This is a genomic window from candidate division WOR-3 bacterium (genome assembly GCA_011052815.1).
Taxonomy (GTDB): domain Bacteria; phylum Hydrothermota; class Tepidihabitantia; order SM23-42; family SM23-42; genus DRIG01.
Map to the genome: position 1 here is coordinate 1 of DRIG01000090.1, position 26,267 is coordinate 26,267.

Sequence of the window (26,267 nt, forward strand, 5' to 3'; positions counted from 1 at the left end):
TCCTTACGACCCTGGATCCGAAATTTACCTATGCCTATACACTCGGCGGGCTGATGCTCACTCATGACGCGCAAAATCCCGATCAGGCACGGAGATTACTTAAAAAAGGAATAATACAGAATCCTGATGACTGGCGCCTTCCCTTTATGTACGGTTTTATTCACTATGTCTTTTTGAGGGAATATCTTATCGCAAAGACCTATTTTCGTATTGCGGCGTTCAAACCAGGGGCGCCTGATACGCCCAAACGCTGGGCGGCATTCGTCACTTATTTCAAGATGGGGGATTTAAGAGCCAGCCTTGCCCTGTGGACCGACCTCTACAATAACACAGAAAATCCTGAAGAAAAAGCGATCGCCGAATATTATATTAAAAAAATAAAGATGAAGATAGATATAGAATTTTTGAACGATAAAATAAAAATTTTCGAAGAAAAGACAGGAAGGAAACCATATAGATTAAAAGAGCTTATCATATATAATATAATAGATTCGCTTCCTTCAGAACCCCATAATGAAAAGTATATATTGAAAAAAGGCTGGGCACATTCGACCTGGCAGGATAAGTTCAGCCGATGAATAAAATATTCTGCAGCTTATTTTTCTGAAGAAGATTTGAAATTACCGAATTTTTTTCTTAAACCATCGACCATCCGATTGAAACTCTCGGCGACATCGTGGATTTCATCGTTCTTTCTGAATTTCAATCTGACCGAAAGATCTCCTTCACCGACCTGTTCCATCGCCTTTTTAAGGCTGTAAAGAGGTCCAGCAGTGCGGTGTGAGATGAATATAACCACGATATAAGATAATGCAAGCAGAATAAAGATAACCGGAATTACAATCACCAGCGGTTTGAATGACAGGTTGATCAGTTCCATACCACGGGGGAAATAACCGGTCTGTTCGATCTTTCTGATGATTGTGGATAAAAGAAAATAATGGGTCACAAATATCGAAATAAATATTATTATAAAAATTATTGTGAGTGCAAAGATAATCGCACCATATTGATATTTTTTGTTGATGATATATTTCTTTCTCAACCTTTTCATTTCATCATCTTCCTCAATTTCTCCACCATCTCATTAAAGGTATCCGCGATATCGTGGATTGCATCATAATTACGGAATTTAAGTTTAACGGAAAAATCACCTTCACCCACTTTCTTCATATACATTTTTAATCGGTATAAAGGACCGGCTATTTTGTGGGAGATGAAAATCACGACCCCACATAAAATGAATAATATTATCGGTACAGTAATTATCAAAGGTTTAAAAGAGGCATATATGAGCTCTTTCCCGGTCGGTGGGTGACCATACTTTGCGGTGAAATCAACGATTGAAGAAAGAAGAAAATAATGGGTGACAAAGGTTGTAATCAGGGTGGCGGCGAGCACAATCCCGAGTAATACACCGAGAAGACGGAATTGATACTTTTTATGGATGATATACTTTTTTCTGCGGAACTTCATTGCATCTTATTAAGGTAATGTCAGAGGGATTGGGTCATGACAACCAAACCCAGTGACCCGGTAAGAGTATGCCGGTTGACCAGCGCCACTCGGCGTTGTTCCATCAAGTTGATAAGAAGAATAATAAACACAACCCTGGGGACCCCCTGGAGGTCCAGGAGGGACAGGAGGAAAACCTACGAGTAAGTTATCAACCACATTATTGGCAGGCATAAAGGGATTTTTAAAACCCGGATGGGGTTTTAACAAAGCATCCTGAGGAAACGGGGGGACCCTTACACCAGCGGCTAAGGACATATTACCGGTATTGCCTATAATATTCGGAGCAACCTGATTGATTCTTGTATCTAAATCCCCAGGATATATACCACCTGAGAGAGTGGAGAATTCCTCGACTGACATATGAACTGAGTGCATATTAGACTTGACACTCGCTTCAAGAGCTCGATTCCTTAAAGCGATATAATTAGGGACGGCGATCGATACGATGATACCGATAATCACCACCACGACCATCAGCTCGATTAAGGTAAAACCACGCATTGTTTTTCTTTTATTCATGATTTGATGACATCTGAAAATAGAGTAGAAAACTGGGGTGAGAATCTTTTAAGAATTCTCACCCCAGTTGTTAACAAAGGAACTCCTGATTATTGACCTGATGACAATACCAGTGGTAGCAGGTCGTCAACACCATCACCATTTATCTGATAACTGACTGCATCACCAGCCAGGTTAGTAACAGCGCCGGTAACATCATACGCTTCATAACCCACTGTTCCTGAAGTCGCAGCTGCATGAGCAGCGATACACGGCGTCTGGAAAGTATTGTTTGCGCCAACAATCGGATTATGCATGGTCTGGGGCAAAAGAATATTCGGTGGAGTCGGATTTCCATTAGCAACACCGCCGATTGACCTGGGGTCATTGGCGAGCGGATCACCTGCTCCATAAACAGCAGTCCTTACCGCACCAACTGTCATCGCAAAATCACACGCATAGAGGCCTTCAGTTATGGTACTGAAATCCTCAGCTGCTAACTGGCATGTATGCATATTATTCTTTGTTGAGGCTTCTTTTGCCCTCTTCTGCATACTGATGAAGTTCGGAATGGCGATTGCGGCCAAAATACCGATAATCACCACCACGACCATCAGCTCGATTAAGGTAAAACCTTTTCTCATTTTTTCCTCCTTGAAATATTATAAATTTTTTTATTTACGTCTGTGCCCCGTCGTTCTGTAAGGTTATATTTTATTATAACCCTTTTTCAATCTTCAGGCTTTAGGGCACAATCAAAAGTTCCTGTAAAGCCCTTTTATGAATCCTATCCATATTTTTAATTTTGTCAATAGATAAGTTGAGAAAGATCGCCACTATATTAATATGCAAAATCCGTGCCAGAATAAACGAAAAAAGGTCTTTGAATTTAAAGACTTTTTTTCCGGCGGTGTCTCACTTAAAATTATCCGTCTCATTTTGAGACACTTAAGTCTCGGAGCCACCTTTCAACCCCTGACATCGGTGAAAATGTATATATCACTTCTTTTTTCGTTTTTTTGGCGCCTGATATTTTTTGAGTTTTCGATACAGAGTAGCCCTGCCCACTCCGAGAATCTTCGCCGCCCTGGTCACACTGCCGTCGCACTCTTTTAAAACCCGCCTGATCTCTTCATCCTGGAGTTCATCAAGGCTCCTCCCCTTTTCTGTTTCGGCACCGGGCAGGCCCAGATGCTGGGGTTTTATAAAATAGGTGTCACTCAGAATAACCGCCCGCTCCACCACATGCTTCAGTTCCCTGATATTACCGGGCCAGGAATATGACTTCAAGAACTCCAGTGTCTTCTGGGAAAACTTCTTCTCTCCTAAATTCTCTTTTTCACAAACCTCCTGAAGAAAGAATCTGGCGAGCAACGGGATGTCTTCGCGGCGCTGCCTTAAAGGAGGCAGCACAATCGGGATGACATTCAAACGGTAATAGAGGTCTTCACGAAATCGACCGCTCTTCACTTCTTCCATCAAATCTTTATTGGTGGCGGCGATCAACCGCACATCAACGGATATGGGCTTTGTGTCGCCGAGCGGCACGATCGTCTTCTCTTCCAGAAACCGCAGCAGTTTCATCTGAATCGTCGAAGGAGCGTCGCCGATCTCATCGAGGAAAAAAGTTCCTTTATGAGCGACCTTGAACAGACCCTCTTTATCCGCTGACGCACCGGTAAACGCACCCTTTTTATAGCCGAAGAGTTCGCTCTCAAGCAGGGTCTCGGGAAGCGCGGCGCAGGAGATACTTACAAATTTACCTTCGGCGCGCTTTGAACGGTTGTGGAGTTCCCGGGCGATAAGTTCCTTCCCAGTACCGGATTCACCGAGGATGAGCACCGTCGTATCAGTTCCTGCAATCTTGTCCACGAGTTCCATAACGTTCTTGATCTGTCTGCTTTCCCCGATTATCTTATACGAAACCGATTCTTTCTTCTTTAAATTCGCCTTGATCCGCATCACGAGTTCGTCGATTGCAAAGGGCTTCAGGATGTAATCACTCGCCCGGTCGCGCAGCGCATTGATTGCTGATTCCATAGAGCCGTACGCCGTGATGAAGATCAAAGGGAGTTCAGGATAGATTCTTCTGACCTTTCGCAGGAACTCAAAACCGTCCATATCCGGCATGCGGATGTCACTCACAATACAATCGAATCGTTCCTGTTTGATCTTTCTCACCGCCTCGTCCGGTTCTGTAGTGGAAAAAACTCTGTAGCCTTTTTGTTCCAGGGCGTAAGAGAGCCACTTTATAAGACTCTCTTCATCGTCGAGCAACAAAATCCTCGGTTTACTCATATAATCGACAGACCTTTAATACGCTATTTTTTCCTCTTTGCAAAGAGTTCTCTGATCGACAATTTTATCTCGGGAATAAACTTTATCTCTTTAAGGTCACCTCTTTTTCTCAAGGAGGTCTTTAAATCAAATGTAATCAATCCCACTCTGTGTATCGGTAACTTCAGCAAAAAGGAAAAACCGTGTTCGGTCACCCCTTCAAGATACCATGGATTGAAATAATAGTCAAAGGCATATACTTTTTTCGCAAATGTAAGTTTAAACCGATTGGGTGATGTATGATCGTCTCCGTCCCAGAATGAATGTTCAAAAGCAGCGGTGATTCTGATGTCGGCGATCGTAGGGCTGATCACACCGACCAGCATTCTCTCGGCAAGTCCAATGGTCGTATCTCCGTCTGCATCCTCCACAACCAGTTCTCCACCGGCTTCATAAGATAAAAAGAGCGGTTTTATCTTGATCCCGCCGCAGAATATTCTGCCTGAATACTTGTATAAGAACGTATCCGCGATGCTGTAATCACCGATGTAATAGTTCCACACCTCACAGGCATTCCCAAAGAGATAAGAGCCACGCAGGGCGACCTGACCGATGCCGAAATGCCAGCCGACGTCAAGATACGCCTCTTCAACACCGCCGTCGCCCATTACATGGAGTTCAAGAGACGACCGCTGTGAATAGATGTCAAACGACTGGGAAAATCGCTCACAATTACCCACTCCGAAGATGATTCCTTTAACCACGGGAACAGCTATTCTGAAATTAAAGGGATTGGTACGGAACAGGCCGCGGAAATCAGAATCCTCACTGAGGATGTTGAACTCCGGCTGCATGGTGAATTCAATCTGCGCCAAACGCGTGGTTGAAAAAAACGGCTCACGGAAAATACTTACATCTTCACCGACTCCGCCCAGCGAGAAGATCGATGCGTTGACGACCGCCAATAGAACCGCACTTATCATCCTATCTTCCTCCAGGTGGTGAAACATAACCGACGGTGAGTCTATGGGAACCGTCGACGATCTTGAAATTGGCGAGGTCGTAATTTTCCGGAGTGAGTATTATGAAGAAACCAAAATTGGAATCCGGATGCTCGATGATCCGCTGGATGTGTCTCACAATATCGATCTTAAAAATAGTGTCAGTAACCGCAAATTTATCAATGGCGATGAAAGAACCGGTCGGCGTATCGAAATCATCGATCGGCTCGAGCAGTTCTTTTATCCCGATCTCCACGGAATCACGCATTGCAAAATATTTCTCAATCCGGAAACTGAGTTCGGCGTAGATCGCCCGCTTATCGAGCAGCAGTGAATCAAAAACAAACTTGGCGTAATTTCGAAACGGCACTCCGGAACCGAGCCAGTTTTCGATGTAGAACGGTTCAGGTCCTCTCATTATGTGGCAGTCGGCGTCAAGCACGATCGGTGTAACCTCGTTGTTCTTCTCGAGGATGAACTGCGGACCCGTGCCGCTCTCTTTTGAAGAGAAATAGGCAAACCCGGATTCTTCAGGAATGAGGATCAGACCCTCAACTGCTCTGATCTCTTCCAGCTCAAGGTAATTGAACCTCACCACCACGGAATCACCTGTGATCTCGGCGAGCCGCAGGGAATCTTCTTTGAAATCTCCGCCTGCACTGTCCCACCAGTCGGTCTCTGTTCTTAAATACCAGTTGGCTTCCGCTTCATTGAATTCATGTTCCACCAGATGGACACTGAACTTCAATGTGTCGCCTTCAAAGTCTTTATTGCGCTTCAAGATGAGTTTGATTTCGTCCAGTCCCTGATATGAAGAATCCGGAAAGTTGAATCTTAAAAGCAGACGGGATTCATAATCGCTGTTCTTACCGATGATTAAATTATAAGACTTGCCGAGCTCGGCGAATTTGTCGTATTCGGTCAGGGTATTGTATCTTGTCAATTCGAATTCCTGGGCATCAAACTCACCCCGCTGATTCAATTCATCTTCTCCGATGGGCAGTTTGTTGCAGAAAAGGAATATAAAAACAAGCAAAACATACTTTTTCATCACTAAATAATAATCAAAATTATAGAGAAGTCAAGTAACCCAAAACATCCACTACTTGACATACTGATTTATTTGGTTATATTTAATCGTGTCAAGCTCAAATAGTGGGTTACGCAGGAGAAAGTTGAGCACAGTAATTCTTGCCGCCGGGGTCGGCAAACGTATGTACTCAAAGACTCCCAAGATTCTGCACAGGATCCTGGGAAAACCCATAATTCTTTTTGTTATTGAACAGGCGGAAGAGATAAAGAGTGATGAGATAATCCTCGTAGTCGGCAAAAACGCGAAGCAGGTAAAAAAAGAAATCGGTACACGGGTGAAGTACGCGCTCCAGCCTATTCCCCTGGGTACGGGTGATGCAGCAAAAAAAGGTATAGAAACAGCGAAGAATGACAGAATCCTTATATTGTGCGGCGATGTACCCCTGCTTGAACCGACGACGCTCATACGACTCATTGATTACCACCAGAGGAAAAAGGCGGACCTGACACTGCTCACCTGCCATCTGGAAAGACCGTTCGGATACGGCAGAATCCTCCGGGACAGAAAAAAAAGAATCCGCGCCATCATAGAGCAGGCGGATGCGAGTGCGCAGGAACAGCGTATAAAAGAAGTCAACGCCGGTGTGTACTACGGTGAAAAAACGGTTCTGCTTTCTTATTTGAATAAGATCGATACCTGTAATCAACAGGGTGAATTCTACCTCACCGATGTGGTCAAAGAGATGCTCAAAGAAAAGAGAAAGGTTGTGGGATTAAAGATAGACTCTCCCCAGGAGATCACCGGAATAAATTCCAAACTGCAGCTTGCCGAGGCAAGAGAACTCGTCAAAAGAAAATGGTTCGCGCAGTTGATGGCGCGGGGGGTTTACATCGAAGACCCGGCGACGACCGTTATAGACCTTTCCGTGGAAATAGGTAAATTCGTGCATATAAGACCGCATACATTAATTGAAGGTGACACAAAAATCAGGGATGGTATTACGATTGAACCATTCACATGGATCAAAAACGGTAAAAGAGTAAAATATAAAAAGCATGTCTGAAAAGCAGAAGACAGAATCAAAGAATCGCCGCACCGGCAAATACGTACTCTTTATTCTGATAATTCTGCTGGGTATCTTCAGCGCCTCGATAATCTATGTACAGACCAGAGAAGACCCTGAAGAGATCTTCAAAAAAAACAGTAACCTGAGAGTGGAGGTACTTAATGGATGCGGCGTCAACAGACTGGCGTTGAAGGTCACCAATCTTCTGCGGGAAAGAGGCTTCAACGTGGTCACGATTGGAGATACGGACAATCAATATTTCGAGGAGACCGTGGTCATTGAACGAAGGGACAAAGATATGAAGAATGCAAAATATTTTGCAAAACGGATCGGCTGTAAAAACATCGGAAAAGACATCGATTCCGCCCTCTATCTGGAAATTACCGTGATTATCGGCAAGGACTACAAAAAACTCTTTCCTGATGTCGAAAAAGAATTCTAAGATGCGGAAAAATACAAACACGGATCCCAGAAAGCTCGCCCGGGAACTCGCCCGTCAGATCGATGAAAAGAAAGGCAATGAAATCGTAATCTTCGACTTAAGAGGCCTCTCACCGCTCACCGACTATTTCGTGATTGCAAACGGTCTCTCCGACATCCACAACCGCACGATCGCCGAATACCTGATTGAATACGAAAAGCCCAACCACATAGAGGGTTTTGACGGCGGCCACTGGATTCTGCTGGACTATATCGACGTGATCGTCCATATATTTCTGGAAGAAACAAGACGGTTCTACGGCCTGGAACGGCTGTGGGGTGATGCCGCTCAGGTGGATTTCAAAAATGATTAAGCAGGAACTGAAAGAACTTCTCAAACAATTATTTCCTGAAGAGACGATCATCATAGATTACGTGCCCAAACAGAAACAGGGGGATTATTCAACCAATCTCGCCTTCAAGATCGCCGCCCGCCAAAAAAAGAATCCATATACGGTCGCCCGGGAAATTGCGGCGCGTATCAAAGCTCCGCTAATCAAAGATGTGACGGTTCATAAACCCGGATTTATAAATTTTGAAATCGAGGAAAAATATCTCCTCAAAAAGCTGTTCGGCGAAGAGCCGAAAAAAGCCGTCCGCCAAAAAGAAAAAATTCTCGTTGAATATGTCAGCGTGAACCCGACCGGTCCCATCAATATCGTCAACGCCCGTGCAGCCGCCGTGGGCGACTCGCTCGTAAAAGTACTCAATGCAACCGGTTATGAAGCGACTGCGGAATATTACATCAATGATGGTGGAAGGCAGACCGAGCTGCTCGCCGAGAGCGTCAGACAGCGGATCATCGAACTGAACGGCGGCACCCCGAAAATTCCCGAGAACGGGTATCACGGTGAATATCTCATCAATGTGGCGAAAGAGATAAAAGAGAAAGGCATTGAAGATATTAAGGCGATTAAAAAGTATTCTGTCGATTTCTTCATCAATAAGCAAAAAAGAACCCTCGAGAATTTCGGCGTCGTCTTTGACGTCTGGACGCGTGAATCAGAGATCTACAAAAAAGGATATGTGGAGAAGGTCCTGACCACTCTGCAGAACAAGGAATTTACATACAAAAAAGACGGCGCACTCTTTTTCAAAGCAAGTCTGTTCGGAGACAACGACGACCGTGTCATCGTCACATCCGACGGCAGATACACCTACCTGCTGCCTGATATCGCATATCATGTCGACAAGATAAAACGAGGATATGACAGATTGATCGACATCTGGGGACCGGATCACCACGGTTATATTCCCGGACTTGTCGGAGGAATCAAGGCGGTCGGTTATTCGAAAAAGATCATCGAGGTGCTTATCGTCCAGGAAGTGAAGTTGAAAAGAGACGGTAAGGTCGTCACGATGTCCAAAAGAGCCGGAACCTTTACCACCCTCGACGATCTGCTCGAGGAGGTTCCAAAGGATGTTGTAAGATTCTTTATGTTGATGCGTTCGAATTCCCAGCATCTTGAGTTCGACATAGACCTCGCCCTGAAAGAATCCGATGAAAACCCTGTTTATTACGTCCAGTATGCCCATGCGCGTATCAAGAGTATCTTGAGAAAGGCGAAGGAGAAGAATTTCAGACCGAACGACCGCTTTGCGTACGACCATATCAAGGAAGACGAAGAGATCACCCTGGTGAAAACAATCCTTAAGTTCCCCGAGGTTCTCGAAGACGCCGCCAGAACCCGCGAGCCGTATATGATTACCTATTATCTGATAGAACTGGCACGCACGTTCCACTATTTTTATCAGAAGTTGAGAGTACTCAGCGACGACAGCGAACTCACGCAGGCGCGGCTTGCGTTGATCAATAAAGTCGCTGAAACGATAAAACAGGGGCTTGATATTCTCGGTGTATCATGCCCTGAAAGGATGTAATGGCTGAATTAAAGGTGATTTCAGTCTTTGGTGATTCAAAACATTTATTTCAAAAGGAGGCTAAATGAATCTCGCCAGCTTATTATCAAAGGAGAGAATAAATCTTTCCCTGAAACCCGGTAAGAAAAACAAAGTCATTGAAGATCTGGTTTATTCAATGAAAAAAGGGACGGATGCCGAATTGATAGTATCCACCCTCCTCAAAAGAGAGGAACTCGGTTCAACCGGTATCGGCAAAGGAATCGCCATACCGCACTGCCGCTCCCTGGCGGTCGATAAACTCGAAATAGCCGTCGGCAGGACGACGAAACCGATCAACTTCAATGCGATTGACAAAAAACCCGTCTCGTTGATCTTTCTCATCATCGCCCCGCCCCAGGACCCTGGGAATCAGTATCTGATTACACTCGGAAAGATCGTTCAAATCGCGAAGATTCTGACAAAGAAAAAATTGATAAATAAACCACAAACCCCCGAAGAATTCATCGCGTTGATCGATCAAATCGAAAAAGATTTGAGAAAGAGGAAATAATATGACATCAGAAATAATCGAGATGCATCTCAAACTGCTCTTTGATCTGGACAACCTGCTCGCTGATATGGAAGCTCCGGAATACAAGGAGATAGGTTTCAAGATCGAAGATGAAGAAAGAATTTCGCTCATGAGAAAAAGGAATGATTTACTTAAGAAACTTCCGGCTGAGATCGCCGAAGTTTACGAGCGGCTTAAGAAAAGATACCAGCGGGCGATATCGCCTGTTGAAAACGGATTCTGTTTTGGTTGCTTTCAAAAATTACCCACTGAGCTCCTCACGAGGAAAAAAGAATTCATCACATGTCCGAATTGCGGGAGGATTTTGTACTGGCGGAAAAAATAATCAAAGGGAAATATTTCATCCATGTAATCGTCATACTCTGTCTTTTCCTCGGTCTTTTCGGGATAAAAAACAGCTCCCTTATCGATTGGGACGAAGGGGTATTCAGCCTTCAGGCACAATGGCTGTCAAGCATCGGTGCACAAGGTAAACCATTCAATTTTCAAACGCCTCCCCTTTACCAGACACTCATAGCGGTTCTCTTTAAATGTTTCGGCACAAACGCCCACCTCATTATGTTCCTTTCACTCTTCTTTTCACTTATCACAATCTACACGATATTCTATTTCATCAAAAAACTCTATTCCGAACGTCTGGCTGTATATACGACACTCTTGTTCGTTACGACGGAATATTTTCTCTTCTTCTTCAAATCAGGACTGAGTGAAGCAACATTTCTCTTCTTCTTCACAACAGCCGTATTATCCTTTCTCAACGGTTGCAAAAACCGAAACTCACGTTCTTTTCTGTTGAGCGGCGCAGCCACCACCCTTGCCCTGTACACAAAATATTCCGCCTTCCCTCTGCTGCTCATATTCCTGATAATCGGCTTTCGGCATCGAAAAAGGATCAATGGAAAATGGTTTTTATTGACGATCATCCTTCCTCTTCTGCTCTTTCTTCCTTATCTCTATCTCTTCATCCGGGTGGTCTCAATTTCGGGCATAGGTTCACGCCATGCGACCCTGCTCGGGTTCAACCATACAAAATTTTTGATCTATCTTGCGACCTTTGCCCCTGTACCGCTGTTATTCACTCTCTTATACATAATAATCAGGAATAAAGAGCAGAAAAAAGAATGGGATGTGTTAATCTGCCTCCTGGTCTTCTTTGCAATCCTCGGTTTCTATCATCCTTATTTCAGGCTCGCATATCCCATGGTTCCGTTTCTGGCGCTCCTCTCGGCTCAACTCGTCCTACGGATCAAAGGTGCAGCCAGGACGGCGGTAATCAGCGTCGCCCTGATTCTCTCTTTGATATTAAGTGTCAAGACCATAACCTATAAGAGCAGGATTCCCGAAAGAATCGGAGAACTCGTTGAATTCCACCGCCGGGAAAACAATCTCCACTACATCTATACCATTGTACCGCCGAATATCGACTTTTACATCAATCACCCGATTCTCATTCCGACGGGCCATAACTGGCTGGAAATCGGCGGAAAATTCCCCGTCTTATTGAAAAAGAAGAAAGTGATCCACCCTGATAATAATGAATTGATCAATGAAAAGAAAGTTCTGCTTTTACACGCGACGATCTTTGATTCTTTTAAAGAAAAACATCCTGAGCTCTACCAGCGGGCGGTCCTGCTGGAAACCGTGGAATTCAAAGACGCACCCGTGTATTATAAAGATATTTTTAATCCGCAAAAAGACATCAAACAGATCTATGAACTGTATCTCTTTGATGTCAAAGAGCTCGGTGAGTCGGTTGCTGAACTGTGGAATCTGGGATTCGAGAAAAAAGTTACGGTGATGGCTGCCGAATAAAGACCGTCTCACCTGACCCTGACGACTTTTTGCGTGATATCACCTGAAGATGCTTCCACCCTGACAAAATAGACCCCCGCCGCGACATTCCGTCCTTCATTATCATCACCCGACCATACAAAAGAACGGTTTTGGTCTTCAACAGGGCAGTCGATACTCTTGATCAGTCTGCCGGTTACATCATAAATCTTGAGTTTGAACTCTTCGGCGCCTGAGAAGTCATTGAATTTAATCTGGAGTCGGCTCTTAAACGGAATCGGATACAATTGAAGCAAAGGAGCGGCTGTACCGTCGTCGAAACTCGACACATTTAAATTCCCGGACTGATAAGTACCTGAATTATATGAATCATACCTGAACTTGGGCCATTGAGCCGGCGTATCTGCGTCAAGATCAAAGACATAAAATTTATAACCATCGGCACCGAGCATGAGTTCCAGTCTGCCGTCGTTGTCAATATCATATAAAGCCGGCGAGGCCTCAATTCGATTGTTGAACTGCATCGGAAATCCCTCCATCTGTCCGCCGTCGTTCTGATAGGCGTAGAGGAACCAATCGGCTGACCCCACAATCACCTCTGCCCTGCCGTCACAATCAATATCCGCCGCCACCGGCAGCTTGGCGTCATGGCTGGAATCAGGAAACCCCGGCAGGGTGTTGCCGAGTGAATCGAATATCGCAAAACCGGTCTGGTAACCGCAGATAACCTCTGGTGCTCCGTCACCGGTGACGTCGCAGATGATCGGACTCCCCTCTATATCCGCCACACTGTAAAGTGTCTGATACCAGCGGATCGAGCCGTCGGCGTCGACGACATAGAGTCGCTCAGTCGAATCCGCATAAAAACAGATTTCAAATCTTGCATCACCGAAAAGGTCACCGAGCACCGTGGAATATTGAAGATTCCCGGGCTGAATGAAGATCGGAAAAGGAGACAGATAATTACCTGAACTGTCCCATACATAGAGTGAATCCCCCCTGCTTCCTCCGCAGCAGACGATTTCCAGTGAACCGTTCTGGTTTATATCACCGATCGCCGGGCTGCCGAGGGAGATACCGGGCAGATCTTTTAACAATCCATTACTTGAAAAAACCCCTGTGCCGTCGTGATGAAAAGCATATAAATCGGCATTGAGGGTCCAGATAAAGATCTCGAGATCACCGTCCTGGTCGATGTCGGCGAGTACCGGCGAGCCGATGATATTACCCGGTACAGACCTGGGCCAGCCGAACGGACAAACACCCTGATTATCGACTACATATAAATTATCCGTAGACCTTCTCACTCCGAAGACTATCTCGATGGTTCCATCTCCGTCAAGATCGCCCAGTGCCGGAGAGGTCCACACCTCGGCGGGATGGATGTCAAACAGGACACCGTCGTCAAGGACTGCTGAACCGTCATAATGCCAGGCATAGACATAACCTTCTTTACCGCAGACCACAATCTCAAGTCCAGGGTAGTACGGATCGATGTCGGCGAAATTGCAGGAAGAAAAGAGGTAATCATACACGGGTCTGGGCCAGCCCGGCGCAGGAGGTATATTGATCCTGCCGGAGACCGTATCAGAAGAGGCACTCTGATTTCTTGATGAATCCACTGCAACCACATAATAAAAATAAGTGGTATTATGCTGAACATTAAAGTCCTCAAACCGTGATGTCGGTTCCAGATAATTGTTCAACAATCGGTAATCGCCGTTGTACTGGGTGGCGCGATAAACACGGTAACCGATTGCTCCCGGCACCTGGAGCCACACGAGTTCAACTGAATTCTTTCTTCCGAAGACACGCAGTGATTCGGGAACCATCGGTGTATCGATGACCACTGATTGAGTGATGACCTTTTCGTTGCGGAAATATATTTCCAGATTGAATTCCAAAGGAACACCCGGATAATTAAGCAGTATTTCAAAAGGTTCTTCAGAATTCACCACTGAGTTGAATGGAATGAGAGGAAATGAAACAAGACTGTCCAGTATGGTCACTGTGTCGGAATCAGCGGTGATGACACCGTATACAGAATCCGCCGGTTCATGACCGAAGTTGGCTAAATACGGCAGGATCTCTATTGTATCACCAGACTTGAAAGCACGTTGGGTGAAATGTTCCATGACCGGTGCCGCACATATTATCTGAAAACTGTCACGTGTCAGATCAAAATCAGAGGTGATGTCGATTTCAAAATCAAGAGAGTAAAAGTCCGGAAGCGACCCGGAAACGTAAAAATGAAACGGAGTGATGTTCTCGCCGAATTCGGCTGCTTCGATATCCGGGAACGAAGCGGTATCGCAGACCATCGTAAGTAAACTGTCGGCGCAATCTATCCTGGCGGTTATGTTGTGCGCCGCGGCACCTCCTGTATTCTGGATTGTTAGGTACAACAATATATCTTCACCCGGATTAACCATCCCGTTCGAATTATGTGAAGTGTCTACTATTGTATGTTCTTTGTAGACAAGATGGGATTGTCCGGAAGCGACGAATACAGAGTCAATCCAGGGGATATAACCGGCGGAGCGGGAAGCCGCCGGAATATCCTGGATTCTGTACTTTAAATAACCGGGTGTTTCTGTCTTAACCGCGCGTTCAAGAAAACCGTCATAAATAGTATCGATGATGAACGTTTCGTTCTCTTTATAAAAGACAACAGTCGACGGTTGAGGCGGATTCACGGAGAGCCTTACGACGTCGTTCCCCACGTTCAGTGTGTCGGGCACAACGGTCACGTCGCTGTAATTCAAAGGAATGGTATCCCAGAGGCTCAATGTAGGATCGCCGAGCAAAGAGATTGAAAACTGATATAATCGATACCAATTATCCCATTGCGACTGTGAGATAAAAGGAACTTTTGTCCTGCCCAGGACTGCAGACAAAGGAAATGAAAAAAGCGAATCAAATTGTGATGTGGTATAGACCTCATGGATATAGGCTTCACTGAAACTCGTCGGTCCGATGTAGGCGACGCCGCCGCCATGAGGATTCAATAACCAGTGTTTACTGAGACAATCCGATTGGAAGGTATTGGTGTAGCATGTTATGACGAAAAGCACACCGTATAGATCCGTGTTATGAAGGTCGTCGAAAAAATAGATATCCGCCTGTTCGCGCGGGTTGTTCTTCACCCGTATGTTATTTATGTCGCCGTGTCCTATTCCGCAGACAATCCCGAAACCGGTGTAAAGGGAATCATATAATTCCTGCTTCGGTCTTTCGTTCAAAAAAGTAGTATCAAACCACACCGGTAGATGCTCGGCTATCCGTTTCGCCATAAAATAAGCGTCATTGGAAACATCCAGGTCTGAAGTGAAAAAGAGCGCCTTGTTCTGTATGGCGGTGAAGACCGGCTGTAAATATGAGCGGACTTTATTGAGATAATCATTTACTTCAAATGCATCCCTTGTCGGTAACCGACCTACGAAAACATCAGGATATAAATCCAATGAGTCCTCCACTTCTCCGAATTTCTCATTGCCGTTCTGATTCCAGGTGCCGTCGAGATCGGAAAAATAGAGGTCAGTAACGATATGAACAGGCCACTGGTTATATAAAGATGACATCCAGATCCAGCGGGTCGGAATCTCCGGAACATCTCCACCCAGCAGCACATAGACCACCCCCCACTTTGTCACCGCATCCTTCAGAAAATTTCTGATTCGCTCGGCGTCGTCTGTGCCCTGGTAGTGCTGCCTTATCCAGGTCAATGTCCTCACCACTGTGTTATAACCGCACAGTTTTTTGTAATGGGCGAATTTATTATAAACATCATAAAGCTGGTCCGTCGTGACGACAACCAGATCGACCGGTGCTCCGAGCAACGCCGGCAGATCAGTGACCGTCAGGTCCCGAATATTATCCTCCACACCGATTCGGGGTCTCTTTGAAGGATCATTCAGCTCCTCTTTATTGACGATCAAAGAAGAAACGAATCTGTCGGTCAACTCCTGTGCCGTCCTTGTCTGGCGCTCGGGTATGACATAACAATCATTCTCCTCGGTCTTGAATCTGACCTTCAATTTTTTTAAAATATGGAGTTTTCTGCTTTCAGGAAAGTATCTGAAAGGAACGACGCCGACCTGACAGACCTGATATCCTCTCATATTCCCTGAGTGGACAGAACAGACGATATCAACGGGATACGGGGTTTCCGAGTTGTATATAAAAGGATCGCAGGGAGTGAAGGCATATTCATCCAGCATAGACCCCCTGTTCTGCGCAGGATAAATATAAAAATCTCCGGGTAACTCGTCCCATTCTTCTTCGATTATTTCGACCGAGCTCACTTTTCTTTTCCGGGGTAAAAGATAATTAAAAGTGACGACGGGCAGTTCCGGAGCTCCGGGTGCCGACGTAGAAACTGAACCGGTGATCTCAATACGGTCGAATCCCTCTACCTTTACAATATCATATCTGAGCCCACCGATTGGCAGTTCATAGATCAGGTCAGCCGATGATATCCGGTAAAACACTAACAAAAAAAATAAAGGTAACTTTAAAACAAGCCTCTTCATCACTATCTGAATTATAAGGAATAAAGGAAAGATGTCAAGCTACAGGTATTTGTACCTATCCATCCATACAATTTATTGTGGTAGCAAACACTTACTTATTTTGACCTCCTTCTTTTAAAAAACTTCTCAATCTCAACCGCGACAAAAACGACTGAAGAAAGAAGCAAGGTCAATACAAGCTGAACCAAGTTCAATGGTTGAGTTTTGAATATTGGATTGAGGAAAGGTATATAAATAGTTGCCATCTGCAGAGCAAACGTCAAGAGAAATGCTCCCAGGAGAGGTTTGTTGGATAAAAATCCCAGAGCAAAAAAGGACTTCTTTTCGGATCTTATCGCAAGGACATTCCCCATCTGGTTAAGACAAAGAACTGTAAATACCATTGTCTGCCAGTGAGCATATCCTATTTTAATCGCCAACGCCTGTGTAAATATTGAGGTTATTCCCATCAAAAGTCCCACCCAGATAATATGATAGCCGAGACCATGGGCAAATATGCTTTCTTTTGGCTCCCTTGGCGGTCTTTTCATAATATCATCTTCAGGTGGTTCTGCTACTAAGGCAAGACCAGGAAGACCATCAGTTACCAGGTTAATCCAGAGGATGTGGATAGGCAAAACCGGGATTGGAAGGCCGAAAAAGGGTGCAAGAAATATTGTCCATATCTCGCCTGAATTGCTGGTCATGGTATATTTTATAAACTTTCTGATGTTATCAAATATTCTCCTGCCCTCTTTTATGGCGGCAACAATAGTCGCAAAATTATCGTCAAGAAGTACCATATCCGCGGCTTCTTTTGATACATCCGTCCCGGTAATGCCCATCGCAACGCCAATATCTGCTCTCCTTAAGGCCGGCGCATCATTGACGCCGTCGCCAGTCATTGCTACAAAATGACCTTTATCTTGCAATGCTTTAACTATCTTCAATTTATGTTCCGGCACCACCCGGGCATAAACCTTTATATGCTCAATTCTTTCTTTTAGATCATCTAAGGACATCTTCTCAAGCCTGTCGCCGGTAATTATTGCTTTGGAGTCGTCTTGTGATATACCAACCATTTTGGCTATTGTCTTGGCGGTGGAAGGGTGGTCTCCGGTTATCATTACAGGAGCTATTCCTGCGGTCATACACTTCCTAACCGCGTCCTTTGCTTCTTCTCGAGGAGGGTCCAACATTCCCACCAGGCCCAAAATAATAATTTCTTTTTCTACACTTTCAGGTGATATCTCTTCAGGAAGTTCATCCCACTCTCTCATACCAACACAAAGAACTCTCAATCCCCTGTCTGCCATATCTTCGCTTATCTTAAGAATCGTTTGCTGGTCTATGGGGCTTAATCCTTCAGAAGTTAATACTCTTGTTGCCTTTTCAAGCACACTTTCAAGCGCCCCCTTGGTAAAAGATACATATCTATTTTCCCAGGTATGGATGGTCGTCATGCGTTTTCTTTCAGAGTCAAAAGGGAGTTCATTTATTCTTAAAAACTTCTTTTCAATATCATCTTTATCAAAGCCTTTCTCACCGGCAAAGGAGAAAAGGGCAGTTTCTGTGGGGTCGCCCATGACCTTTTTTTCTGCGTCTATCTGCACGTCATTGCATAGCGCCAGCGCTCTCAATAACTGAACCTGGGGGCTTAATCGAGCTGTCTTGAGTCCCTCATTGTTTCTAACTTCTATTTCTTTTGCTCTCAATACCTTGCCATCCACAAACACTTCCTCCACCGTCATTCTGTTCAGGGTGAGCGTGCCGGTTTTATCAGAACAAATATAGGTGATGGAACCGAGTGTTTCCACGGCTGGAAGCTTTCTTATTAGAGCTTTTCGTTTCACCATTTTCTTAGCCCCAAGGGCAAGTGAAATTGTCACTACTGCCGGAAGTGCCTCGGGTATGGCTGCTACTGCAAGCGAAACAGCAACCAAAAATATTGAAATGGGTCTTTCTCCTCTTACAATACCCATTAAGAAAACAATACCACATATAGCAAGAACTGCTAAGGAAAGTTTCTGACCGAATTTAGCCAATTTTTTCTGCAAAGGCGTTTTTACTTCTTCTGCTTCTTGTAATAGAGATGCGATTCGACCCAGCTCGGTGTTCATGCCAGTAGCCACTACAATTCCCTTACCTCGTCCATAAGTAACTGTTGTACCTTTGAAAGCTATATTTTTTCTCTCCCCAAGGGGAAGTGTTGGCTCATCGAATTCACGTGTATTTTTTTCAACCGGGACTGATTCTCCCGTCAGAGGTGATTCATTTATTTTCATCTGCACCGCTTCGGTTAATCTTATGTCTGCCGGCACAATTTTTCCTGTTTCCAGGATTACTATATCACCGGGAACAAGCTCAGAAGCGTCAATACTGCGGGGCACTTTGTCTCTGATGACAGTAGCAATGGGCGCAGCCATTTCCTTCAATGCCTCGATTGCTTTCTCGGCGCGGTATTCTTGAACAAACCCGATCACCGCATTTATTACGACAATAACCATAATAGCAATAGTATCCTTGGGTTCACCAATAAGACCAGAGACGATTGCTGCTGCAATGAGGACAATAATCATAAAGTCTTTGAACTGATCCAGCAACATCATAAAAGGAGTTCTTTTTTTGAGCTCCTTTAACTTATTGGGGCCGTACCTCTGGAGTCTGTTGTCTGCTTCTTTAGAACTTAGTCCAGATGCGATGTCAGTATTTAAGGTTTTTTCAACTTTATGGATACTTCTGATATGCCACTTTTCCATATAACCTTCTTTGCCAATTATTTTATTGCTTCTGGAGTGTATTTTAATATGATTGCCACCAGATGGTCCGCAAATTAGTTTTCCGTCACTGGTATTTCTTTACAACCCTCAATGCCTCAACCAGTGAAGGTACATCAAACCATCTTCTTTTTGTCAGCTCATTAGTATACGCCTGATAGATTGTGCTGATTGCGTTGTAGAGTTCTTCGGGCAGTCGGGGTGGAGAAGTTTTAACATTTGTCTTCCAGTTAACTCGGTCGTTTTTCTTTGCCTCTTCCACATCCTTAAACCAGTCAGTACTACGATAATATATTCGGGCAACCTCTTTGCTCACGGGCAATCCTTCATAGGTAAATCTACATTCATCAAGGGTTCCCAAAGCATCAACAAGCACAAAATTTCTGTTCTCATCAAAACCAAGTTCAATCTTACCATCCTCATTGAACAGATCAAGACGGCGTGTCTCTTTTGTAATAAGTTCATTTACATTAGCTACCATCTTTTTCATTTCATCAAGTTCTGCATCAGATAAGACAGAAATTCTTTTTGCCTCATCCCAGGAAAGATACCTGTCAGTTACCTCAAGTTTTGTCGAGACATCATAGATCGGTTTATCAAGAACCTGACCTGGTTCAGGCATCTTATCAAGACCGATATCAGAAAGTTTCAAGGTTCCTTGATGCAGACGTTTGAATACCGATGAACCTGCAGGAAGAGCATTACGGTAGATAACCTCAAGCGGAATTAAAAAGTTATTCCTTTCTTTTTGGAAAATTGAATAATCATAGCCATCTCCGGTGAGTTGTGGTTTTATTACCCTCAGGATTTTGACCTCAATTGTGTTCGAAGGTTGGGTTAAATCATTCAATTTTTTAGGTTTGCCGTTTTCAACAACACCAAGATAGTGGGTCTTTATTCCGAGTTCTTCAGCCTTTTCAAAAAAGTAAGCAGTGGCAAGACAGATTGCTGACCCCTTGTTCAAAATATGGTCAGGCATCTCACCCCAGTCAAAGACCGAATAACGGTCGGAAAAGACAAAACGGCCAATACCCGCGGCTTTTTCTCCGGGCTGCTTTATTATATCCAAGTCTTTAACACTACCCATTTTGCAGCACCTCTTTATCGTTTTTTTCTATTTCACTTTTCTTTTTCTCTTGATACTCTTTTATGCGCTAGTTAAGTTCTCTATTCGTTAGCGCCAGTATCTTTGCCACGCATATTCCTTTCTTTCATATTACATTGTATTATACTTAAAAAAGCATCGAGGTCAATAAAATAACCGCTATAAAAATGAGTCTGAAAAAGAATCAGAATTTTGTGATGGCTAATCGTCGGGATTCGGGGCTATCTCCTCATATTCTATTAATAATATGCTGTTCTTTCCTGAAGAATCTTCATACTTTATGAATCGGTGGGGGTACTCTTTTTCAATCCAGAAATAGAAACGCCACTTAAAGAATAACACATGGGGTTTCAATTCCACCTTCCAGCAGTCGAACTCACCCAACTCCGCCGCAGTGACCTCCCCTTCTCCGACGACCGCCACATCGGCGTTGACGATCATAAATTCAGGAACATGAAATCGGATTTTTGTCTTGAAATCTTTATTATAATCGAATCCACGCAATGCATATTCGATTGCATGACGGTCGTATATGGGTTTGTCCGCGCCGTAACTCTGCCTGCGACCCTTGAAATAGACCTTGAACTTATCCTTCTTTGTTATCTCAAGTTCCACCTTATCACCCACGGTCTTTTTGACGTAGAGGGTACTCATATCGAGCGTATCGAAGAGAACCTCAAGCCTTCTATCCTCCCACTCGTAGACCACCCGATATCCTGTCGAATCCTTTGCCGCGGTGAGGTGCATGGTCCCTATCTTTCCTTTATCATTGGTTTCGTATACCATAATCTCTTTATCAGGCAGAAGAAGCAACAGGAATAATAAAATACTCATTTTACATACTCCACCTTGATTCCTCGAGGCAGCAACCGGGTCACAACACCGTTCCTGCCGCAGGACGGACTTCTGCTTTTCAGAATTATTCTCTTTACACCGAATTTCTTTGCAATCTTCAAAAACTCACGGGCGCCGCGCTGAAAATTCTTGGTGACGTCGACCCCCAGCTCATTAATCACCCTGCTCCCTTTGATTCGATTCCTGGGCCGTGGTGTGGTAAGGCCGCCGAGCTGTTCCGGACAGGCGAAGAGCAGACAGTTTTTTTCCGCCAGTTCCGCTACCTTTTTTCGATAAGCATTCTTGCCGTCGTAGCGGCAATTGATACCGATAAGACAGGCACTTACAAGGATCCTTTCCATATCAATACATCATTTCGACAGGTTGTCCAAAATCTCAAGGATCTGCAGGACGTCATCGACTTCATAATCCGCGCCTGATTCAGTGGTCCTGAAGCGATCGCCGTAACGCGCAAAGACCGTCTTCATCCCGAGTGATTTTGCACCGACGATATCCCGTTCCACCCAATCGCCGACCATCATCGCCTCTTCTGGTTCGATATTCAATCGATGGAGCGCCTTTTTAAACGGCTCGGGGTCGGGTTTTCTCTTATTGGTATCTTCAAAGGTGATGACCACATCAAAGATATGGTGAAGGTTCAACTGACAGAGCCGCAGCCATGCCTGAAGCCGCGGGGCGTCACTCACCACGGCGAGTTTCAACCCCCGTTTGATGAGCTCCATAAGGGTCAGTTGTACATGAGGATAGAGTACAAGCGCCGCCTCCCGCGCCCGCCGGTAACCGATGATTCCGGCGGCATGGATTCGATAATCTATGCCGCCGAATTCTTTGATCAAAAATTTATCAAAAACCTTTTGGTCTTCAATCCCTTCTTCATCATAGATTTTATAGATCTTCTCTTTCGCCTCTTCGTGGGAAATCTTCAAACCAGCATCGATCATCGCTGCGACCGCAGCCTCCACGGCTGCTTCTTTCATCGCCATAAAATCGACAAGTGTATTATCAAGGTCAAAAATAACCGCTTTTATCATAACTCTTTTCGGAAGATCGCCGCCGCCTTTTCAGGGGCGAAACGGTTGATATAAAAACCGGTTCCCAGTTCAAAACCGGTCCGTCGGTAAAGGCGCGGGGTGATTTCAATATGCCAGTGAAAATCATCTTTGATCGTCTTCCAGTAATTGGATTTGGGCAGAAGATTCGGACTGTTGTTGATTATGAGATTATACGGTGGGTCATTGAGTACCTTGTACATCACCTTGAAAATCCGTTTGAGCACCATTGCAAGGTCTCCTGTCTCTTCTTCGGTTATAAGGGTATAGCTGAAAGAGTGGCGCTTCGGAAGAATCAAAATTTCAAAAGGAAATCTTGAGGCGTACGGCGCAATCACGACGAATTTATCGCTCTGAAAAATAAGTCTGTCCGCCATCTCAATCTCCTGCTGGATGATGTCGCAGAACAGACATCTTTCTTTATAACTGTAATATTCGCGTGCGCCGTTCAGTTTCTGCTTCACTCTGATCGGAGTCGCGGGTAAAGCGATCAGGTCTGAATGCGGATGGTCGATCGTCGATGCTCCAGCGGCACGCCCGTGATTTTTAAAAATGAGGATGTAACGCAATCTTTTATCTTTATGGAGGTCTTCAATCCTCAACCGATATGTCTCCAGAACCAGTTTAATCTGTTCCCGGGGCAGTTCGAAAAAATTCGGGATATGACGGGGTGATTCAACAATAACCTCATTCGCACCGACACCACTCACCATATCATAGACACCGACTCCGCTCTTTTCCAGCGCACCCTCGACCTTTAAAATCGGTTTTATATTGGGGATAACCCGCACCTTCCAGCCGGGTCCATCCGGTTCACACGACTCTCTCACCGCATAGATCTCTGTAGGAGTGCGTCTTTCCTGACCTTCACAAAAAGGGCAGTCGGCCACCGCCGCCTTATCTTCCCTGACCACTTCAGGTATCGAATCATTTTCCGTATCAATGATAACCCATGTATCTGTCACGATATCTCTTCTTACTTCAGACATTTAATTGCCTCGCTTTCTCGCCGGCGGTCTTATGTGCGAACCTTATCGGTTCGGGGATGCGGTACTTCACCGCTGTCGCCAGCACATATTTCCGGCAGTCATTAAAATCGACAAGATGGCCTGGAGAAACAAAGAGGGGATTTATCCTGTCCCTCGTCCTCAAGACCAGACCGAGTTTCTTCTCACCCTTTTTCAACAGGGCGTAAGAACCTTTTTTCTCCCCCGGTATCCTGTATTCTCCATAGAGATGAGACTTGGCGCAGCCTATAGTAGGTCTGTTGAGCAAAATCCCTAAGTGAGTGGCAAGACCGAGTGAACGTGGATGGGCGATTCCCTGACCATCCACCAGGATCAAATCCGGTTTGCGCTTTATTCTATTCCAACATTTCAAAAGAACCGGGATTTCCCGAAAAGAGAGAAAACCCGGGATATAAGGAAACTCCACAGGCGCCCTGCTCCATGCAGAATCGACCAATTTCAGACCGGGGAATTCAAAGACACCGATGCACCCGACAAGTGAATCACGGGTTATCGCCACATCCACACCGCCGATATAATTGATTTTTCTTTTCAAACTACGAACCTTTATTCTATTTGCTAACTTTGTTTGAACATATATTAAATGATCCAACCTCAAGGGTATCTACTCAACCGTAACGCTCTTTGCAAGATTACGAGGCCGATCGACATCAAGATTTTTGTAATCAGCGATATAATATGCAAGAAGCTGAAGGGGCAGGGTCGTTAACAGCGGATAGAGATAATCGAGCGTCGTCGGAACATAAATTACATGATCGGCGAATCTGGACAATTCAGTATCCCCTTCTGAACCAATGGCGATCACCACTCCCTGACGTGCCCTGATCTCTTCGATATTTGAAATCACCTTATCATAGATTGCATCCCGGATAGCGATCACGACCACCGGCATATCTTTATCAATCAGGGCGATCGGCCCATGCTTCATCTCAGCCGCAGGATAGCCCTCGGCATGAATATATGAAATCTCTTTTAATTTCAAGGCGCCTTCCAAGGCGACCGGGAAATTATAACCTCGGCCAAGATAAAGAAAATTACGATGATCCTTGAATATTTGTGCGATTTTCTTTATCTGTTCCGGTAATTTTTCAAGTAATGATTTAATTTGTTCAGGTATCTTTTCTATTGCGGAAATGATCTTTCTGCCCTCATCAACCGAGAGGCGACGCAAGCGTCCGAGCAACAGAGCCACCAGAGTAAAGGTCATTACCTGCGCCATAAATGCCTTTGTGGATGCGACTCCGATTTCAGGACCTGCGTGGATATAAATACCGGCATCTGTTTCCCTGGCGATCGTACTGCCCACGACATTACAAATACCGAGCACCGGTACGCCGTGCCGTTTTGCTTCACGAAGTGCAGCGAGCGTGTCTGCGGTTTCTCCTGACTGGGATACAGCAATGCAGATGGAATTCGGATCAAGAACAGGCTTGCGATAGCGGAATTCAGAGCTGTACTCCACCTCAACCGGGATCTCTGCCAGGGCTTCAATCATATATTCACCGATCAAGGCTGCATGCCAGGATGTGCCACAGGCGATGATGATGATACGCTGGGCATCCCGTAGTTTTTCAATGTATTGGGCGATGCCGTTCAAACGGGCGATCCCTTCTTCATAATTCAGTCTGCCCCGAATCGTATCCTGTAAAATAACCGGCTGTTCATATATTTCCTTGAGCATAAAATGCTTATAACCGCCGCGCTCGATCTGCTCCAAGGTCCAGGTTACGCGTTCGATTTCAGGTGCGACAACACCCATCTTTCGACTCTCAAGTCGTAGACCGTCCTTACTCAACTCGGCGATTTCACCGTCTTTGAGATAGATCACCTGATCAGTATGACTGATAATGGCGGCGAGGTCTGAAGCAACGATATACTCACCTTTTCCTTTTCCGATGACGAGCGGACTTCCCATCCGGGCGGCGATGATCTTTGACGGTTGATCAAGCGAGATGATCGCCAGTCCATACGTGCCTTCGATCTGACTGCAGGCTTTACTCACCGCTGACATTAAATCACCATTGTAAAATTCCTCGATCAAATGAGGAATCACCTCGGAATCGGTATCCGAGCAGAATTCATGGCCCCTTTCTTCCAAAAACTTCTTCAATGTCCTGAAATTTTCGATTATTCCGTTGTGGACGACCGCGAATCTCTTTTTGCAATCAATATGAGGATGGGCATTAAGGTCATTCGGAATACCATGGGTCGCCCACCTTGTATGGGCGATCCCGATATTGGATTTGGGAACTATACCCTCTACCGCCTTTGCCAGTTCACCGACCCGTCCCGCAACCTTACGGATGAAAAGATTATCCTCTGTAATAAGCGCGATACCGGCGGAATCATATCCTCGATATTCCAGGCGGTGCAGTCCGTTGAGCAAAATATCCGCTGCGTCGTTCTTTCCGATATAACCGACTATTCCACACATTCTTGATTATTATATCTGGAGCCACCCAAATGTCAATACATACCCTTTACTTCAGCTGAAGCGACTGCAACTGATACAGGCTGTAGTATATTCCTTTTTTCTTTATCAATTCTTCGTGGGTTCCCACCTCTTTTATCTCACCTTTATGGATCACGTAAATTCTGTCCACTTCCTTTATGGTACTGAGTCGATGGGCGATGATGATCGAGGTCCTGCCCAGCATAAGCTTTTTCAAACCGTCCTGGATGAGTTTTTCGGTCTCGGTATCGATGTTCGCCGTCGCCTCATCGAGAACAAGTATCTTGGGGTCGAACGCCAGAGCACGGGCGAACGACAGAAGCTGCCGTTCACCGGTCGAAAAAGTAATACCCCGCTCAGTGACGTCCTCGTCATAGCGGTGCGGGAATCGA

The 26,267-nt window shown here is 45.1% G+C and carries 24 protein-coding genes; 7 read left to right on the forward strand and 17 right to left on the reverse strand.

Going from position 1 to position 26,267, the window contains the following annotated elements:
- Window positions 1-595: 595 nt before the first annotated feature.
- The 7 genes from ENI34_08340 to ENI34_08370 all read right to left on the reverse strand — a co-directional run bounded on the left by ENI34_08340 (window position 596) and on the right by ENI34_08370 (window position 6,345).
- Complete coding sequence (locus tag ENI34_08340) at window positions 596-1,054, reverse strand: HAMP domain-containing protein (protein HEC79131.1); 459 nt, start codon at window positions 1,052-1,054, stop codon at window positions 596-598.
- Window positions 1,051-1,476, reverse strand: coding sequence for a HAMP domain-containing protein (locus ENI34_08345; GenBank protein ID HEC79132.1), 426 nt, complete (start codon window positions 1,474-1,476; stop codon window positions 1,051-1,053). Before ENI34_08345 ends, ENI34_08340 begins: the two co-directional genes overlap by 4 nt.
- Window positions 1,477-1,485: 9 nt before the next feature.
- Window positions 1,486-2,037 carry a prepilin-type N-terminal cleavage/methylation domain-containing protein gene (locus tag ENI34_08350; GenBank protein ID HEC79133.1) on the reverse strand — a complete coding sequence of 184 codons (552 nt, stop codon included), beginning with the start codon at window positions 2,035-2,037 and terminating at the stop codon, window positions 1,486-1,488.
- Between the two features lie 89 nt (window positions 2,038-2,126).
- Window positions 2,127-2,660: a type II secretion system protein gene (locus ENI34_08355; protein HEC79134.1), complete on the reverse strand. Its 534-nt coding sequence runs from the start codon at window positions 2,658-2,660 to the stop codon at window positions 2,127-2,129.
- A 355-nt stretch (window positions 2,661-3,015) separates the two neighbouring features.
- The gene (locus tag ENI34_08360) at window positions 3,016-4,314 is read right to left on the reverse strand and encodes a sigma-54-dependent Fis family transcriptional regulator (protein ID HEC79135.1); all 1,299 of its coding nucleotides are present in this window, start codon (window positions 4,312-4,314) and stop codon (window positions 3,016-3,018) included.
- Between the two features lie 23 nt (window positions 4,315-4,337).
- The gene (locus ENI34_08365; protein ID HEC79136.1) at window positions 4,338-5,276 is read right to left on the reverse strand and encodes a hypothetical protein; all 939 of its coding nucleotides are present in this window, start codon (window positions 5,274-5,276) and stop codon (window positions 4,338-4,340) included.
- 1 nt (window position 5,277) lies between these two features.
- Entirely contained in the window at window positions 5,278-6,345 is a 1,068-nt protein-coding gene (locus tag ENI34_08370) for a hypothetical protein (protein ID HEC79137.1), read from the reverse strand.
- A gap of 124 nt (window positions 6,346-6,469) precedes the next feature.
- Between ENI34_08370 and ENI34_08375 the strand changes: the two genes are divergently transcribed.
- The 7 genes from ENI34_08375 to ENI34_08405 all read left to right on the forward strand — a co-directional run bounded on the left by ENI34_08375 (window position 6,470) and on the right by ENI34_08405 (window position 12,119).
- Entirely contained in the window at window positions 6,470-7,390 is a 921-nt protein-coding gene (locus ENI34_08375; GenBank protein ID HEC79138.1) for a hypothetical protein, read from the forward strand.
- Window positions 7,383-7,835 carry a LytR family transcriptional regulator gene (locus ENI34_08380; protein ID HEC79139.1) on the forward strand — a complete coding sequence of 151 codons (453 nt, stop codon included), beginning with the start codon at window positions 7,383-7,385 and terminating at the stop codon, window positions 7,833-7,835. Before ENI34_08375 ends, ENI34_08380 begins: the two co-directional genes overlap by 8 nt.
- A gap of 1 nt (window position 7,836) precedes the next feature.
- Window positions 7,837-8,187, forward strand: a complete 351-nt coding sequence (gene rsfS, locus ENI34_08385) for a ribosome silencing factor (protein HEC79140.1) — start codon at window positions 7,837-7,839, stop codon at window positions 8,185-8,187.
- Window positions 8,156-9,754, forward strand: a complete 1,599-nt coding sequence (locus ENI34_08390) for an arginine--tRNA ligase (protein HEC79141.1) — start codon at window positions 8,156-8,158, stop codon at window positions 9,752-9,754. Before rsfS ends, ENI34_08390 begins: the two co-directional genes overlap by 32 nt.
- 64 nt (window positions 9,755-9,818) lie before the next feature.
- A complete protein-coding gene (locus ENI34_08395; protein ID HEC79142.1) occupies window positions 9,819-10,286 on the forward strand; it encodes a PTS sugar transporter subunit IIA in 468 nt (155 codons plus the stop codon).
- 1 nt (window position 10,287) lies between these two features.
- A complete protein-coding gene (locus ENI34_08400) occupies window positions 10,288-10,632 on the forward strand; it encodes a hypothetical protein (GenBank protein ID HEC79143.1) in 345 nt (114 codons plus the stop codon).
- A complete protein-coding gene (locus ENI34_08405) occupies window positions 10,590-12,119 on the forward strand; it encodes a hypothetical protein (GenBank protein HEC79144.1) in 1,530 nt (509 codons plus the stop codon). Before ENI34_08400 ends, ENI34_08405 begins: the two co-directional genes overlap by 43 nt.
- 8 nt (window positions 12,120-12,127) lie before the next feature.
- Here ENI34_08405 and ENI34_08410 read toward each other — a convergent pair whose 3' ends face one another.
- The 10 genes from ENI34_08410 to ENI34_08455 all read right to left on the reverse strand — a co-directional run.
- Window positions 12,128-16,633: a T9SS type A sorting domain-containing protein gene (locus ENI34_08410; protein ID HEC79145.1), complete on the reverse strand. Its 4,506-nt coding sequence runs from the start codon at window positions 16,631-16,633 to the stop codon at window positions 12,128-12,130.
- Window positions 16,634-16,725: 92 nt separating this feature from the next.
- Entirely contained in the window at window positions 16,726-19,368 is a 2,643-nt protein-coding gene (locus tag ENI34_08415) for a calcium-translocating P-type ATPase, PMCA-type (GenBank protein HEC79146.1), read from the reverse strand.
- Window positions 19,369-19,453: 85 nt separating this feature from the next.
- Window positions 19,454-20,473: a phosphoribosylaminoimidazolesuccinocarboxamide synthase gene (purC, locus tag ENI34_08420; protein HEC79147.1), complete on the reverse strand. Its 1,020-nt coding sequence runs from the start codon at window positions 20,471-20,473 to the stop codon at window positions 19,454-19,456.
- A 219-nt stretch (window positions 20,474-20,692) separates the two neighbouring features.
- Window positions 20,693-21,325, reverse strand: a complete 633-nt coding sequence (locus ENI34_08425; protein HEC79148.1) for a hypothetical protein — start codon at window positions 21,323-21,325, stop codon at window positions 20,693-20,695.
- Entirely contained in the window at window positions 21,322-21,687 is a 366-nt protein-coding gene (locus ENI34_08430) for a DUF523 domain-containing protein (GenBank protein ID HEC79149.1), read from the reverse strand. Before ENI34_08430 ends, ENI34_08425 begins: the two co-directional genes overlap by 4 nt.
- 9 nt (window positions 21,688-21,696) lie before the next feature.
- On the reverse strand, window positions 21,697-22,377 hold the full coding sequence (locus ENI34_08435) for a TIGR02253 family HAD-type hydrolase (GenBank protein HEC79150.1): 681 nt from the start codon (window positions 22,375-22,377) through the stop codon (window positions 21,697-21,699).
- The gene (locus ENI34_08440) at window positions 22,374-23,384 is read right to left on the reverse strand and encodes an HIT domain-containing protein (protein ID HEC79151.1); all 1,011 of its coding nucleotides are present in this window, start codon (window positions 23,382-23,384) and stop codon (window positions 22,374-22,376) included. The genes ENI34_08435 and ENI34_08440 overlap by 4 nt, the downstream gene beginning before the upstream one ends.
- The gene (locus ENI34_08445; protein HEC79152.1) at window positions 23,377-24,027 is read right to left on the reverse strand and encodes an endonuclease V; all 651 of its coding nucleotides are present in this window, start codon (window positions 24,025-24,027) and stop codon (window positions 23,377-23,379) included. Before ENI34_08445 ends, ENI34_08440 begins: the two co-directional genes overlap by 8 nt.
- Window positions 24,028-25,857 carry a glutamine--fructose-6-phosphate transaminase (isomerizing) gene (gene glmS, locus ENI34_08450; protein HEC79153.1) on the reverse strand — a complete coding sequence of 610 codons (1,830 nt, stop codon included), beginning with the start codon at window positions 25,855-25,857 and terminating at the stop codon, window positions 24,028-24,030.
- A gap of 46 nt (window positions 25,858-25,903) precedes the next feature.
- The coding region (locus ENI34_08455) for an ATP-binding cassette domain-containing protein (GenBank protein HEC79154.1) at window positions 25,904-26,267 on the reverse strand (364 nt) is incomplete at its 5' end.